Annotated in this window: 13 protein-coding genes; 5 read left to right on the top strand and 8 right to left on the bottom strand. The window is 63.3% G+C overall.

From position 1 onward, the window contains the following. Positions 1–148 precede the first annotated feature (148 nt). Positions 149–784 (bottom strand): DUF922 domain-containing Zn-dependent protease, encoded by a 636-nt coding sequence (locus BHD07_RS20640; protein ID WP_275597838.1) that lies wholly within the window; start codon positions 782–784, stop codon positions 149–151. 196 nt (positions 785–980) lie between these two features. Between BHD07_RS20640 and folP the strand changes: the two genes are divergently transcribed. The 3 genes from folP to folK are packed head-to-tail and all read left to right on the top strand — an operon-like array spanning position 981 to position 2,729. Continuing rightward, a complete protein-coding gene (folP, locus tag BHD07_RS20645; protein WP_338282901.1) occupies positions 981–1,832 on the top strand; it encodes a dihydropteroate synthase in 852 nt (283 codons plus the stop codon). 14 nt (positions 1,833–1,846) lie between these two features. Next, complete coding sequence (gene folB / locus BHD07_RS20650) at positions 1,847–2,218, top strand: dihydroneopterin aldolase (RefSeq protein WP_018095110.1); 372 nt, start codon at positions 1,847–1,849, stop codon at positions 2,216–2,218. Then, a complete protein-coding gene (gene folK, locus BHD07_RS20655; RefSeq protein WP_338282902.1) occupies positions 2,205–2,729 on the top strand; it encodes a 2-amino-4-hydroxy-6-hydroxymethyldihydropteridine diphosphokinase in 525 nt (174 codons plus the stop codon). The genes folB and folK overlap by 14 nt, the downstream gene beginning before the upstream one ends. Positions 2,730–2,770: 41 nt before the next feature. Here folK and BHD07_RS20660 read toward each other — a convergent pair whose 3' ends face one another. The 4 genes from BHD07_RS20660 to BHD07_RS20675 form a co-directional block, all read right to left on the bottom strand. Next, positions 2,771–3,322, bottom strand: a complete 552-nt coding sequence (locus BHD07_RS20660) for a hypothetical protein (RefSeq protein WP_018095108.1) — start codon at positions 3,320–3,322, stop codon at positions 2,771–2,773. 134 nt (positions 3,323–3,456) lie between these two features. After that, positions 3,457–4,536, bottom strand: coding sequence for a YcjF family protein (locus BHD07_RS20665; RefSeq protein WP_100673126.1), 1,080 nt, complete (start codon positions 4,534–4,536; stop codon positions 3,457–3,459). After that, entirely contained in the window at positions 4,533–6,032 is a 1,500-nt protein-coding gene (locus BHD07_RS20670) for a YcjX family protein (protein WP_100673127.1), read from the bottom strand. Before BHD07_RS20670 ends, BHD07_RS20665 begins: the two co-directional genes overlap by 4 nt. A 168-nt stretch (positions 6,033–6,200) precedes the next feature. Then, on the bottom strand, positions 6,201–6,737 hold the full coding sequence (locus BHD07_RS20675) for a SixA phosphatase family protein (RefSeq protein ID WP_338282904.1): 537 nt from the start codon (positions 6,735–6,737) through the stop codon (positions 6,201–6,203). Between the two features lie 406 nt (positions 6,738–7,143). On the opposite strand from BHD07_RS20675, the gene dksA reads away from it, so the two are divergent. After that, positions 7,144–7,563, top strand: a complete 420-nt coding sequence (gene dksA / locus BHD07_RS20680) for an RNA polymerase-binding protein DksA (protein WP_003532995.1) — start codon at positions 7,144–7,146, stop codon at positions 7,561–7,563. A gap of 91 nt (positions 7,564–7,654) precedes the next feature. On the opposite strand, the gene BHD07_RS20685 is transcribed toward dksA, so the two are convergent. Next, positions 7,655–8,617, bottom strand: a complete 963-nt coding sequence (locus BHD07_RS20685) for a flagellar biosynthetic protein FliO (RefSeq protein ID WP_338282906.1) — start codon at positions 8,615–8,617, stop codon at positions 7,655–7,657. Positions 8,618–8,982: 365 nt separating this feature from the next. Between BHD07_RS20685 and cckA the strand changes: the two genes are divergently transcribed. After that, positions 8,983–11,592: a cell cycle histidine kinase CckA gene (gene cckA / locus BHD07_RS20690; protein WP_338282907.1), complete on the top strand. Its 2,610-nt coding sequence runs from the start codon at positions 8,983–8,985 to the stop codon at positions 11,590–11,592. A gap of 121 nt (positions 11,593–11,713) precedes the next feature. On the opposite strand, the gene BHD07_RS20695 is transcribed toward cckA, so the two are convergent. Together BHD07_RS20695 and BHD07_RS20700 are read right to left on the bottom strand one after the other, a co-directional pair. Beyond that, positions 11,714–12,643, bottom strand: coding sequence for a pseudouridine-5'-phosphate glycosidase (locus BHD07_RS20695; protein WP_100673131.1), 930 nt, complete (start codon positions 12,641–12,643; stop codon positions 11,714–11,716). Between the two features lie 135 nt (positions 12,644–12,778). Continuing rightward, the gene (locus tag BHD07_RS20700) at positions 12,779–13,738 is read right to left on the bottom strand and encodes a carbohydrate kinase family protein (protein ID WP_338282909.1); all 960 of its coding nucleotides are present in this window, start codon (positions 13,736–13,738) and stop codon (positions 12,779–12,781) included. Positions 13,739–13,957 lie beyond the last annotated feature (219 nt).

Genomic DNA, 13,957 nt, shown 5'->3' on the forward strand with positions numbered 1-13,957 from the left:
AGATTCCGCCAGTAAAATACTGTGGGTTCCCGGCGTTTTCTTCTGAAGCGGAAACTATATCCCACCGTTTCTTTGGGGTATTCCGATCGAAAGCGCGGACACGGTCCCGCGCTTCGCGCCGCGGCGATGCACGGCCTGCCTCACGCCATCAGCGGGCCTTGGCGTTCTTCTTCAGGCTTTCGAGGCGGTATTGCAGCAACCGGATCATCCGCCGGTCGAAATTCGCCGCCTCGGTGCGGTCGAAGCGCGCCTGGTCCTTGTCGTGCCGCTCGACTTCTTCGGCGCTTACTTCCGCTACCCGGGCCTGCATGCGCTCGCAACTGTCCTCGGCTTTCAGTGAAAGCAGTGCCTTTTCCATCTGGCGCGCGTGGATGCGCGCGATCTCCGCATGGCGTTCCTCGTGGCGCTTGATGTCGCTCGCCAGCGTGTCCCAGACCAGGGCCAGATCGCGGCCCGCCTGTCGACGATGCTTCCAGCGTGGCAGAATGATGCGCGTGTTGAGCGTGACTTTGGCCGAGCCCACCGCGCAGCGGTCGTCGCGACTAACATAGGTGACCGTGCCGCCGAACTTGATCCGGGTGGCGCCCGGATGCCGCGTTCCGGTGCTCTTCATCATAGGGCCGGACGCCGAAAGCGCCTTGTCGAGTTCTGCGGCCGTGCGCCCTCCGATCGAGAAGTAGGAGATTCTCTTGCTGATCAGTGTTTCGCCCGAGGCGTTGCCGAACGGGACTCCGACGAGCAATGCGACCAGGGCTGCACGCAGCGGGATGTGTAGTCGGGGCATGGAAGCGCGTTCTCGCCGGTTGAACTTCATTGAAGCTTGGGGCATAGCCAAAGCCAGCGCAACACAAATCGGCCCCAACCGACGTCGACAAGCTTGCAAGGTGTGTGAGGAAGGCGTCATAACATGTTGCTTTCGAATGATATATTTGCACCATGACGGGCGGTGAATTCAAACCGTTCAGCTGCGGACCGGAACAATGACATACGATCCATTTCAGCCCTGGCGCTGGCAATTGGCGCATGGACGCGATCTCGAACTGGGCCCGCGTGGCGTTTTGATGGCGATCATCAATGTTACACCGGATTCATTTTCCGACGGCGGGCGCTTCGCTGATCCCGACGCTGCTGTCAGAGCTGCGCTGCGCGCATTGGAGGCGGGTGCGGAAATCCTGGATATCGGCGGCGAATCCACGCGACCGGACGCCAAACCGGTCAGCGCCGACGAGGAACAGGCCCGCGTTCTGCCCGTTATCGCCGCGATCGCGCGGCAGTCCCGGGCCGTCATCTCGGTCGATACCTACCGCGCGGAAACCGCGCGTTTGGCGGTTCACGCCGGCGCCCACATCGTCAACGACGTGCACGGGTTGCAGCGCGAGCCGGCGATCGCGGCCGTGGCGGCCGAGACGGGTGCGGGGCTCTGCATCATGCATACCGGACGCGATCGGGAGAAACTGAGCGATGTGATCGAGGATCAGTTCCATTTCCTGGAACGGTCTCTGCGGATCGCCGCCGACGCCGGCGTGGCGCGGGAACGGGTCGTGCTCGATCCGGGCTTTGGATTCGCGAAGGACACGAACGAGAACCTCGAACTGATGGCGCGCTTCAGGGCGTTGCATGGGTTTCGACGGCCGCTTCTTGTCGGAACTTCGCGCAAGCGCTTCGTCGGCGCGGTGACGGGCCGAGAGGCGGAAGGCCGCGACGTTGGTACCGCCGCGACGACGGCGCTCCTCAGAACGGCCGGCGCTGCGATTTTTCGGGTACACGATGTCGCAATCAACAGGGATGCGTTAGCGGTGGCCGATGCTATGCTGGCCGCAAAGATCAGCTGACGGGACATGAAGCCATGACTGCGACCTACACGATCACACTGAAGAACTGCGCGTTCTTTGCCCGCCATGGCGTGCTCGACGAAGAGGAGTTTCTCGGGCAGCGTTTCTTCGTCGATGCGGAACTGGTCGTCGACCAGGGGACGGCGCTTGCCGAGGACTGCATCGACGACACCGTGCATTACGGCATCGCCTTCGCCGAGATCGAGAGGATCGTCACTGGACGCCGGCGTTACCTGATCGAAGCGCTGGCGCTTGAGGTCGCCAAGACGCTTTGCGCCCGTTTTCGCCAGATTCGCCGGGCGAAGGTCTCCATCCGCAAGCCGAACGCGCCGGTTCCGGGCATCCTGGATTACGTGGAAGTCACGGTCGAGCATGTCGCCGAATAGGAGCTGGCGGCACGCGATCCTCGGTCTCGGCGGCAATCTCGGCGATCCGCGCCGGGCGATGGCGGAAGCCCTGCGGGCGCTCGATGCGCGGTCGGATTGCCGGATCGTAGCGGTTTCGCGGCTCTACCGCACGCCGCCATGGGGCAAGACGGATCAGGATTGGTTCTTCAACGCCTGTGCGGAAGTCGAAACGACGCTGGAACCAGAGGCATTGCTTGCCGCCTGTCTCGAGATCGAACGAGCCATGAAGCGTGTGAGAATGGAGCGCTGGGGTCCCCGCACCATCGACATCGATCTCCTGACCTTCGGTGACCTCAACAGGGCGAGCGCGACGCTCACGCTGCCTCATCCGCGCATGACCGAACGCGGCTTCGTGCTGAAGCCGCTCGCCGACTTTGCCGCAGACCTTACCGTCGACGGACGGACAGTCAGAGAATGGCTGGGCCGGGCGGATGTGAAGGGTATCGAAGTGGCCGACGAAAACGTCGAATGGTGGCGCGCGGAGCAATAAGCGGAGAAGCCGTGCTCGTACAGGTCTGTCGGGAAGGGTGGTTACTCGATCGAACCGACGGCGATATCGTCCATCTGCCGGTTGAGGCTCACACCGATGACCGGAACCATGGTGTCCTCGACCTTCACCGAGATCGTGATGTTCATTGTTTCTTCGCCGTGCAGGCGCGCGATCATCGCGCCATTGAGCTTTTTGCGGTTGATCCCGACGACCACCTTGTCCTTGGCAACGCTGCCGGACACGACGTCGAGACCCTTGCCCTCGGCACCGTCCAGGAACTTTCCGGTGTAGCTGTTGCCCTTCCGGACGATCGTCGCCGACATCGGCTGCTTGAATACCCCGACGCGGCAGAAGCCGTCCAGTTTCAGGCCGGCTTCGTTGCCGGGTGCCGCTTCACCGGTAAGATCGCAGGTAAACTTCGTGCCCTTGTACTTGCCGGCAACGATTTCGCCCGGGCCTTTCCATTGCCCGGCAATCCTGTCGAAGAACGCCTTGTCACGGGCGCCGGAGAACGCGGGTGTCGCAAGGCCCGCGGCGGCGACGAGCGCGATAACGGCAATGCCGCGAACAATCGGAGAAGGGCGCGAGAGCATGAGCAGTCCTTGATGGATCAAGCTGGAAACTGACGTCTACATTGCCGTGAAAATGGTTAACGGATGGTTTCAGCCCGGCTTCTGGGCCGCTTATCTTGCGTAGAGGGCAGGGCGCGCCGGCGATGGATCGACGATCAGCCGGCTGCGTCCTCGGACCGTGCGGCGCCGGGCGCCAGGTCGCCCAGAAAGTCGCCGATGCTGGGGCGCTTGAGCGCGCGAAACGGCATCGGCCTGCAGAGATCCATCGCCGCGATCCCGATGCGCGCCGTCATCAGCCCGTTGATCACGCCCTCGCCGAGGCGGGCGGACAGCTTGGATGCCAGGCCGTGGCCGAGGATCTGCTGGATGAGGCTGTCGCCGACGGCGATCGAGCCGGTGACGGCGAGATGCGCGATGACGTCGCGCATCAGGCGCAGCAGGCCGAGCGTGCCCGGGCGGCTGCCGTAGAGTTCGGCCATGGCACGGATCAACCGCGCGGATTCGTAGATCACGTAGCCGAGGTCCACGAGAGCGCGCGGACTGACGGCAGTCACGATCGACACCCGCTTCGCGGCGCCAAGAATAATCCGCCGCGCCTCGCGGTCGAGCGGCGCCAGCAATTCACGCTCCGTCAGTTCGATGAGATGGGGTGCATCGATGATATCGCCCTCGGTCTCCGTCAGGCGGGCACGGCCCTTGGCCGTCCGGGGATTGCCGGCGAGCAGGTGAACGAGCCTCGCGGTCGCAACACGTGCGGCTTGCGTCTTTCCGGCCTCGGCGGCCGCGGCCAGATCGGCTTTCAGCGTCTGGACAGCGGTCAGTTGCATCATGCCGAAGATTTCGCGCGCGATTACGATCAGGAAAGCGACGACGCCGATCGCCACGACTGCGACGGCTCCGTAGCCAAGCCAGTCGGCGCGCGAAAAGAGGTCGCGCACAAGCCGGTCGATCCAAAGCCCGACCGCGAGCGAAATGAGGATGCCGAAAGCCCCCCCGGCGATCTTGCCGAAGGAGAGCCGGCGCCGCTGCGGCTTTGCTTCCGGCAGGTTGAGCGATTCGATCGCCGCGGTGGTCCCGATGAACGGGTCCTCGGCATCGGGCGTCATGACGATCTTTTCGCTGAAACTCCCCGGTGGGCGCCGCGGCGTCTGTTCCATCTCGCGTTTGGTGGCCTCCTCGGCCTCGACGGAAAAGGCGGCCGGCCTGCGTCGACGGTCGTTGAAGTCATCACTCATGCCAGGCGATCTCCGAGTAGGAACTGCATGGCCCTGTCGAGCCGGATATGCGGCACGGAGAGTTTCAAACCGCCGCGCGTCTCCTCGAGATGCGGCGGCCGGAAGCGGACGAAATTCAGTTCCGGCATTGCTTGCTCCGGGGCGGAGGCGGATAGGGCCGATGCGGAGACGCGGTCGACGGCTTCAAAAAGAAGTTCAGGATCTTCCGGCAGGTCTCCAGGAAATATCGCTGTTTTCTTTTCGCCGTCGAATATCTCGCCGTTGATCTTTTCACCGGCGATCGGCGTTCCGACGATCACGGGCAAACGATGGCCATCGTGGTCTACGGTGGCCTCCCGCGTTGCTCTGACAGATGCGAGCGCCATGACCTCAAGGCCCGCCCCGCTCATTCCTATTCGCTCGGTCGCCCGGCTGACGAGGCGAGCCGTGATGCGCTCCAGCCGGTCGTGACTTTCGTGGTGCAGGTGATCGGCCTTGGTGGCGGCGATCAGTACGCGGTCGATCTTGCGCGTGACGAACGAAGTCAGCCAGGAGTTGACGCCGGGCCGGAAGCAGGCAAGCACGTCTGCCAGAGCCTGTTCCAGATCCTTCAGCGCCTCCGTGCCGCGGTTGACCGCCTGAAGCGCGTCGACAAGCACGATCTGGCGGTCGAGGCGGGCAAAATGTTCGCGGAAGAACGGTTTTACCACATGCGTCTTGTAGGCTTCGTAGCGGCGCTCCATCATCGCCCAGAGCGAACCCTTTGGGGCGCGGCCCGCAGGCAGGTCGGGGAGCGGCGAGAAGGTAAGCGCCGGCGACCCTTCGAGGTCGCCCGGCATCAGGAAGCGGCCAGGCGGCAGGGTGGAGAGGGACCGGTCGTCGTCCTTGCAGGCCTTGAGATAGGCGGTGAAACTCTCGGCAAGCCGGCGGGCGCTGCCTTCGTCGGCCGGCGCCGAGGCTCCGAGCGCGACGGCAAGTCCCAACCACTCGCTCGACAGGTCGGCGCGCATGCCGGTGCGTGCGCGTTGAACCGTTGCGTCGCTGAACTGCCGGAAATCCTGGCCGAGCAGCGGCAGATCGAGCAGCCATTCGCCGGGATAATCGACGATGTCGATCGACAGCCGCCCGGGAGAGAACAGACGGTTCCAGCCGCTGGCGCTTTCGTAATCGAGGGTGATCCGCAGCTGCGATATGGCCCTGGTCGAATCCGGCCAGGACCGATCCCGGACCAGCGCCGCAATGTGATCCTCATATTGAAAGCGCGGGACCGCGTCGTCGGGCTGCGGTTCGAGCCGGATCTTGGATACACGGCCCGACCGGACCGGTTCGAAAACCGGCAGCCTCCCTCCGTTCAGCAGGTTGTGGACGAGCGAAGAGATGAAAACGGTCTTGCCGGCCCGCGAAAGGCCGGTGACGCCGAGCCTGAGGGACGGGGTGACGAGACCCGCGGCACGGTCGGCGAGATTGTCCAGGGCGATCAGCGCGTCGTCTTTGAAACTGGTGAGAATGGGCGCCAAATTGTTTCGTCCCTTCGGGAATGATGAGCGGTACGTTTGATTTGCCGATATCCCAACCGGGTCGCGGGCATCCGCGTAGCGTCTGGAGCGATATAGGAAATGTTTCCGCCAGCGCAACAAGGCGAAGCGAATTCGCCGTTTCCGCAGGCGGAAGCGGCTGGCAGGGCCTCATCCTTTCCCGGCTTCTTCAAGGGCGGGAACGAGGAACTTCGAAAGTGTCGCTGTCCATGCCCTTCCGGCTTTCGGCGGCGCCGCAAAATCGATCACCGCCATTCCGGCCGGCGGATATCCGTCAGCGAGTGCCGCAGCCGCCCGTTCTTCGCCCAGAATTCGTCGAAAGAGCTCCTCCATCATCGGATTGTGCCCGATAATCATCAGCGAGGGTCGGCTCGCATGCGCCTCGACAAGGTCGGCATAGACGGTCGTGGGACCGGTATAGAGTGGGTCGAGGTACCGAATGTCGATATCTTCGCCAAATGCGCGGTATAGCGGTTCGGCCGTCTGCCGGCAGCGGACAGCCGTCGAACAAAGAATCAGGTCCGGCCTGATGCGATGGTCGGCTGCGGACTGTGCCGTGAGTTCCGCCTCCGCAAAGCCGACATCGTCGAGCGCGCGATCGAAATCGCTCTGGCCGGGCAGAGCCCAGCCCGATCGGGCGTGGCGAAGAAGCAGAAGCTGGAAGGCCGGGACGACGCTGTCTTGCATGTATTCACCCGGTGTTGGAAATCCCCAGGATGGAGGCGCCCCTGGTGCCGACGGCTGGAAACGCCTTGCGGATGCTCCGTTGTCCCGCCGGTCGGCGTAAAGATCAAGCCGCGTTTCGTGGTTTTTTGATCCGGTGCGCCCATTGAACCGATGCGGGTCGCGCACCAAATGTCGCAATCCGAAATGCCGCCGTGCTCGCCCGTGGAACGTCAAGCGGCCGATGCCGTCGGCGGTGAGCGGTATTTCGGCGTTCAAGACTTTGCGTGTAATTGTGATGAAATATTAGCCGGTTAGCCTGCGATGCGGGCAGTGTTAAAATGCAGTTAAGCACTGATTACAAGGCTTGAATCAGAGCTTCCATAGGTCTATACACCGCCGCAATGAGATGTTCTTCAGGAGAATCGCGTTGAGTGAGAAGATCGATCTTAGTACCTATGTCCTGTCGGAGGACGAGGATTTTATGAATGCGAACCACCGGGCATACTTTCGTGCGAAGCTGAATGCCTGGAGAAACGACATCCTTCGCGAAGCCCGCGAGACACTGGATCACCTGGCGGAGGAGAGCGCCAATCATCCTGATCTTGCGGACCGCGCCTCGTCCGAAACGGATCGGGCGATCGAGTTGCGCGCTCGGGACCGTCAGCGGAAGTTGATTGCCAAAATCGATGCCGCGTTGCAGCGGCTCGATGAAGGCACCTACGGCTACTGCGAGGAAACCGGGGAGCCGATCGGACTGAAGCGCCTGGACGCCCGGCCGATCGCAACTCTCTCGATCGAGGCGCAGGAACGTCACGAGCGTCGCGAGAAGGTCTACCGGGACGAATAAGTCCCGGGACACCGTTGGGACTATCGAAAACGGCGCGGTTCGACCGCGCCGTTTTCATTTGGCACCGATGCGTTGTTCCGCGGCGTACGAGTTACAATTTGCGGCTCACGGAGATATCGGCGAGCATCCTTTCCATTTCTTCTTCGATCGTCGGCTCCTTGCGGGTCTCCTGCGAAGGCGATCCGAGTACCGGTTCCTGGCGACCGGCGGGCCTGATCTCCGGACGCGGCGGCCGTGAAGGTGAGAAGCGCTGGAGATCGCCGCTGATTTCCGCATCGAGCATGCGCTCGAATTCCGCGGCCGCTTCCGGCGCTGCGGGCCGAGGCGGGAGAGATTGGCCCGGCATGCCCTTTACCGGCTCGAGCGCCGTAAGCGGGACGGGGCGCTCTTCGCGAGCAGCGGGCTCCACCGGAAGCGAGCGGTCACGCACCGCGCTGAAATCGGTGTGCGACGGCTCGATGGCTGATACCGGCGGAATGTGAGGCGCAGGTAAAGGCCTGGAGACCTGCTGCGGCTGCGGTGAGCCGAGTGCGGGGCCTTGCTGATCCGGAACCACCCGCACCGGAGGCTCCGGGCGCGCGGTGACCCGCGGCGGCTCGCTCGGGCGCGCCGGTTGCCGAACGGGGTCGGCGGCAGCTTCCGTCGGGAGAGGGCGTTCGGGCGGGACAGGGGAAGGAACCGGCTGAGGCCGGGTTTCCGCAATCGGGGCGCGGGTCGTCTTTTCTTCCGGCTGCGCCTGAAGTGCGGCCGGAACCGGATCTTCTCCCTCGGGCGCGATGCGGCTTTCGATCACGATGTCCGTCGGGCCGCCAATCATGATCAGGTGCTCGACGTCGTCGCGGCGGACGAGCACCAGGCGCCGACGCGTGTCGACAGCGGCGGCATCGAGCACTGCAAGCCGCGGCTGCCTGTTCTTGCCGCCACGGACGAAGGGAGAGGAGGGCTTGTTGCGCATGAGCCGAAGCACGGCGACGAGGCACAAGAGACCGATCGCAACCGCTCCGGCGGCGATCATGAACCGGCTGGCGTTGTCCCCGAGGATTGTTTCCAACATAGGCTGAACTCCTTACTGCCGCTTCGCATGTCAATATTTGACGGCTTTTTTCGGGCTTGGACAAGCTTCGGCCCGACATTCCCTGTGAATTGACCGCAGCGCTTCCGCAGAGACGCTTTTTGCTGTTATCTCTGATTGTTAAAGATGATTCCAGGTCGATGCGCGAAAGCGCGGAGGGCGGCCATCGATTCGCGACGATGCCTTCGGACCCGGCCACCGCATGGTTCCTCAAGCCGGAAACGGATTGGGGATAAGTCATGCGGCAATTCAAAGTATTGCAGCGGCCCTTGTGCATCCACGGGGATGTACGGCACTGCAAGCGCTCGGATCGCGTTCGATGCGACCCGGCAGCAGGTGAGGACCCGATGACGAAATTGCGGCAGGCAGGTGACTACCAGATGCCGGTCGTTGACCGGGGCGTTCGTCCGGGAACCATCCTCAGGATCATCCTGCTTGCGATCGTCCTCACCGCGTCGGCTGCCGCTTTCGTCGTCTTCAAGGACCAGCTCGAAAACGAGATCGTGCTCGGCATTCTCGGCGTGCTGGCCATGGTGGGCATCTTCTTCCTCGTTTCTTCCGTCATCGGCTTTATCGAAGTGATGCCGCAATCGCGGCCGGACGAACTGGCGCGCGCCTTCCTCGACGCGCATGAAGACGGGACGATCGTGACCGACCGCAAGGGGCGCATCATCTATGCCAACGCGGCCTATGGTGCCCTGACGGGCACCAAGAGCGCGGCAGGCATCCAGTCGCTCGAAACGATCCTGTCGCGCAACCGCGAGGCAACCGAAGCGATCTATCGCCTGACCAACGGTCTGCATGAGGGCAAGCAGGGACACGAGGAGTTCCGGCTGCTGAAACCTCTGGCAAACGGCAAGGTGGCCGGTTCCGGCGCCCATTGGTATCGGCTGAAGGCGCGGGTATTGCCGCTCGAGGATGCCGACAGCAATCCGCTCTACTTGTGGCAGATCGCGGATATTACCGCGGAGCGCGACGAGCAGGAGCGCTTCTTCAAGGAACTGCAGAACGCGATCGACTATCTCGACCACGCACCCGCGGGCTTCTTCTCCGCCGGGCGCAAGGGCGAGATCTTCTATATCAACGCGACGCTCGCCGATTGGCTCGGAATAGACCTGACCAAGTTCCAGCCCGGCTCCGTCAGCATTGCCGATCTCGTCGCGGGCGAGGGGCTGGCGCTGGTACAATCGGTACAGGCGGAGCCCGGCCTCAAGAAAACCAAGATCCTGGACCTCGATCTCAGAAAGACCAACGGCCAGAGCCTGCCGGTACGCCTCATTCATCGCGTTTCCTCGGCACGGGACGGTGCGCCCGGCGAAAGCCGGACGATCGTGATGTCCCGGGAAGGCGACGACGGCGATCAGTCCGCGTCGAATGCCGCGATGCGGTTCACCCGCTTCTTCAACAACACGCCCATGGCGATCGCCTCGGTGGATGGAGACGGCCGCATTCTCCGAACCAACGCTCCGTTCATGAAGCTCTTCGCCGGGCTCGTTTCGCAGGACGAGGTCGAGCGCGGGGCCCTGATCGACGCCGTGGTGCATCAATCCGAGAGAGGGCGTCTGCAGGAGTCGCTGGCTGCCGCGAAGGACCGGCAGAGCGATATTGCCCCGATCGACGCGCTTCATCCCAAGGATGATGGGCGTCACTTCCGCTTCTACGTCAATGCCGTCATCGACCAGAGCGATCAGGCGCCCGAGGAGGCTGCGATCATCTATGCTCTGGAGATCACCGAGCAGAAGGCGCTCGAAAACCAGATGGCGCAGACGCAGAAGATGAATGCCGTGGGAACGCTCGCCGGCGGCATCGCCCATGATTTCAACAACGTCCTGACGGCCATCCTGCTTTCCGCCGACCATCTGCTGCTATCGGCGCGGCCGGCGGATGCGACCTTCGCGGACCTGATGGAGATCAAGCGTAACGCCAACCGGGCAGCCGTGCTTGTGCGGCAGCTGCTCGCCTTCTCGCGCAAGCAGACGATGCGTCCGACGGTGCTCAATCTCACCGACGTCATCGGCGATCTCAGGATGCTCGTCGACCGCATGACCGGCACCAACGTCAAGGTGGAGGTCGACTACGGCCGCGATCTCTGGCCGGTGAAGACCGACCTCGGCCAGTTCGAGCAGGTGCTCCTGAACCTCGCCGTCAATGCCCGCGACGCCATGCCTGCAGGCGGGATCATCACGCTCAGGACGCGCAATCTGCCGGCGAGCGAAGTGTCGGCGCTTGGACGGCGCGAACTGCCCGAGGAAGACTTCGTCATGGTCGAGGTGTCCGACCAAGGCACCGGCATTCCGCCGGAAATCATGGACAAGATCTTCGAGCCCTTCTTCACCACGAAGGATGTCGGCAAGGGCACCGGACTCGGACTGTCGATGGTTTACGGCATCGTGAAGCAGTCCGGCGGCTATATCTATCCCGAGTCGGAGATCGGCAGCGGTACGACCTTCCGCATCCTGCTGCCGCGGCATGTCGACGTGCCCGAAATCCAGGATGAGGACGCGTCCGCAGCGCAATCCGCGGCGCCGGCGAGGAGCGAACCGGTTGCGGTGCCGATGCCTCGGGCCGAGCCTGCCGACCTGACCGGGGATTCGGCGGTCGTGCTGCTCGTCGAGGACGAGGAAGCGGTCCGGCGCGGCGGCAAGCGCATGCTGGAGACGCGCGGCTATACGGTTCACGAAGCGGGATCGGGTATCGAAGCGCTGGAGATCATGGACGAACTCGAAGGCGCCGTCGATATCGTCGTCTCCGACGTCGTGATGCCGGAGATGGACGGGCCGACGCTGCTGCGCGAGCTGCGCAAGACATATCCGGACCTGAAGTTCATCTTCGTATCCGGCTATGCCGAAGATGCTTTTGCGCGAAATCTGCCGGCCGACGCGAAGTTCGGCTTCCTGCCGAAGCCCTTCTCGCTGAAGCAACTTGCCGTCGCCGTGCGCGAGATGCTCGACAGCTGACGAGGTTTCTCCTCCGAACCTGTGCTCTTCGCCGTTTGCCGGCATCTTCCCCATTTCGATAGGGAGAAGGGCAAACGGCGGCGCGGCAGATCCCCTTCGCCTTCCTATTCCATTTCTGCGGTTACTTCGCAGCGAGTGCGACAGCGATCCCGGCGGCAAGGCGCGCATTGTTCTCGACCAGCGCGATATTGGTTTCCAGGCTGCGCCCGTCCGTCAAACGGAAGAGGTTGTCGAGCAGATACGGTGTGACCGCCTTGCCGGAAATGCCCTCGCTCGCCGCATTGTCCAGTGCGCGGGTGATATAGATCTCCATCTCCTCGCGCGGGATTTCGCTTTGTTCAGGCACCGGATTGGCGACAAGCATTCCGCCGTCGATCCCGAGCAACTCGCGCGTCCGCTGGAAACTGGCGATTGCCGCCGGGCTGTTCAGCATCAGCGGGCTCTTGAGGCCGGATTCACGCGACCAGAAGGCCGGGAAGTTCTCGCTGTCATAGGTCACGACAGGGACACCGCGGGTTTCGAGCACTTCGAGCGTCTTGGGAATGTCCAGAATGGCCTTGGCGCCGGCACAGACGACAATGACGCCGGTACGTGCGAGTTCGTCCAGGTCCGCCGATATGTCGAAGCTCTGCTCCGCTCCGCGGTGAACACCGCCGATGCCGCCGGTCGCAAAAACCCGGATGCCGGCACGGGCAGCGGCGATCATCGTTGCGGCAACGGTCGTGGCTCCGGTGCGGCGTTCGGCGATCGCAAAGGCGAGGTCGGCGCGCGAAAGTTTCATCGCGCCCTGCGTCTTCGACAGCGCCTCCAGTTTGGCATCGTCCAGACCGATATGGAGGACCCCGTGGATTACGGCGATGGTCGCGGGCACGGCACCCTGTTCGCGGATGATCGTCTCGACGCTGCGGGCCATGTCGAGGTTGCCGGGATAGGGCATGCCATGCGTGATGATCGTGGATTCCAGCGCGACGATCGGCGCACCTCGTTGCTTGGCGGCCGCGACTTCATCTGAATATTCCATCGGCAGGGACGGGGAGGAGGGTTTGGTCATGATCGTTTCCTTGATTGATGACATCCGACGGCAAATTGCATCGGGGGTGCCTGATCGATTCCGGTGCCTGGAGCAGAGGGTGCGGAAGAACCGCCCGCATTCCGCGCTACCCGGCTCCCATTCAGCTGCCAATTCTCATGCCAGCATTTCCGCTTCCGGCACAAGGCGCAGCACTTGCTCCAGCTTGTCAGGCAGCATCTCTTCGGAGGCAGCGTAGGGCGAATGCAGCGTTATGACGGCGGCCGCCATGCCCCGGCGCAGGCAGTCGGCAAGATCCGCACCGGCAAGCCGGGCGGCGAGAAAGCCCGAGGCAAGCGCATCGCCGGCGCCGGTGACGTCGGCAAGTGCTGAAAGAGCCGGCGGCGTAGCGAGGCAGGCACCCTTGCCGTCGAAGGCGACCGCGGCCCGGCCTCCGCGCGTCACGACACCGCCGGAAAGACCGGCGGAGCGCAGCAGCAACGGCCATTCCGCGGCGGTTGCGGCCTCGGTGCCGGTCAGTGCGCGCGCCTCCGCCTCGTTCATGAACAGGAAATCGAGCCCGTCGAGGCACGCGCGGTAGCGGACCACCTTTGCCGGAGAAACGGCGATACCGGCACGGAGCGGGCTGGACTTCGCGGCGATGCCGGCAAGCGCCGTCAATGTCTCCTCCGGCAGATTGGCGTCCATCAGCACGAGTTCGCTCGCCGCTAAAATCTCGCGCGTGGTCCGCTGCTGCAGCCGGCGCGGCGTAAACAGAGCATAGAGGTCCATGTCCGCGAGCGCGATGACGAGGTTGCCGTCGTTTTCCAGGATTGCCGTATAGCTCGGCGTCTTGCGATCGAGAAAGGTGAAAGGGCGATCGATCACACCGGCAGCTTCCGCAGCGGCCGCCACCGTGTCGCCGGCGGGATCGCCGCCCCGCGGGCTGATCATGGTTACGCGATGGCCGAGGCGCGCGAGATTTCTCGCTGCATTGAAGCCGCCGCCCCCGGCTTCCTCAAACCAGGTGCCCGGATTGCTCGCGCCCGGTGTCGTCGCGCCGCTGATCCGGCCGCGCCGGTCGATATGAGCGCCGCCAAAAACGGCTATGTTCTGCGACTTCACCTGTGCTTGCATCTGGTCCTCGATGAAGGGCGGAGAAAAGGTGGCGAAGTCTCTCTTCCGCCGGCATTCCGATCTATCGTTTCGGACTACCTTTTAGGGCTTTGTCCGGCTTTGATCCATCGTGAATCACGAAGCGAATCGGGGCGGCGCGTGAAAGCCGGCATGCGTTGACGCGCAACTTGTGGATACTGTGGACGAAAGGCGTGAACAAGAATCGAACGTAGTGAAATA

It is taken from the genome of Sinorhizobium sp. KGO-5 (genome assembly GCF_036245905.1).
In the GTDB taxonomy this organism is placed as follows: Bacteria; Pseudomonadota; Alphaproteobacteria; order Rhizobiales; family Rhizobiaceae; genus Sinorhizobium; species Sinorhizobium meliloti_A.

Excerpts from the sequence above, each read along its gene's own strand:
- BHD07_RS20640 (WP_275597838.1), bottom strand. The coding sequence starts at position 784 with ATGCCCCGACTACACATCCCGCTGCGTGCAGCCCTGGTCGCATTGCTC.
- folP (WP_338282901.1), top strand. The coding sequence starts at position 981 with ATGACATACGATCCATTTCAGCCCTGGCGCTGGCAATTGGCGCATGGA.
- folB (WP_018095110.1), top strand. The coding sequence starts at position 1,847 with ATGACTGCGACCTACACGATCACACTGAAGAACTGCGCGTTCTTTGCC.
- folK (WP_338282902.1), top strand. The coding sequence starts at position 2,205 with ATGTCGCCGAATAGGAGCTGGCGGCACGCGATCCTCGGTCTCGGCGGC.
- BHD07_RS20660 (WP_018095108.1), bottom strand. The coding sequence starts at position 3,322 with ATGCTCTCGCGCCCTTCTCCGATTGTTCGCGGCATTGCCGTTATCGCG.
- BHD07_RS20665 (WP_100673126.1), bottom strand. The coding sequence starts at position 4,536 with ATGAGTGATGACTTCAACGACCGTCGACGCAGGCCGGCCGCCTTTTCC.
- BHD07_RS20675 (WP_338282904.1), bottom strand. The coding sequence starts at position 6,737 with ATGCAAGACAGCGTCGTCCCGGCCTTCCAGCTTCTGCTTCTTCGCCAC.
- BHD07_RS20685 (WP_338282906.1), bottom strand. The coding sequence starts at position 8,617 with ATGTTGGAAACAATCCTCGGGGACAACGCCAGCCGGTTCATGATCGCC.
- cckA (WP_338282907.1), top strand. The coding sequence starts at position 8,983 with ATGACGAAATTGCGGCAGGCAGGTGACTACCAGATGCCGGTCGTTGAC.
- BHD07_RS20695 (WP_100673131.1), bottom strand. The coding sequence starts at position 12,643 with ATGACCAAACCCTCCTCCCCGTCCCTGCCGATGGAATATTCAGATGAA.
- BHD07_RS20700 (WP_338282909.1), bottom strand. The coding sequence starts at position 13,738 with ATGCAAGCACAGGTGAAGTCGCAGAACATAGCCGTTTTTGGCGGCGCT.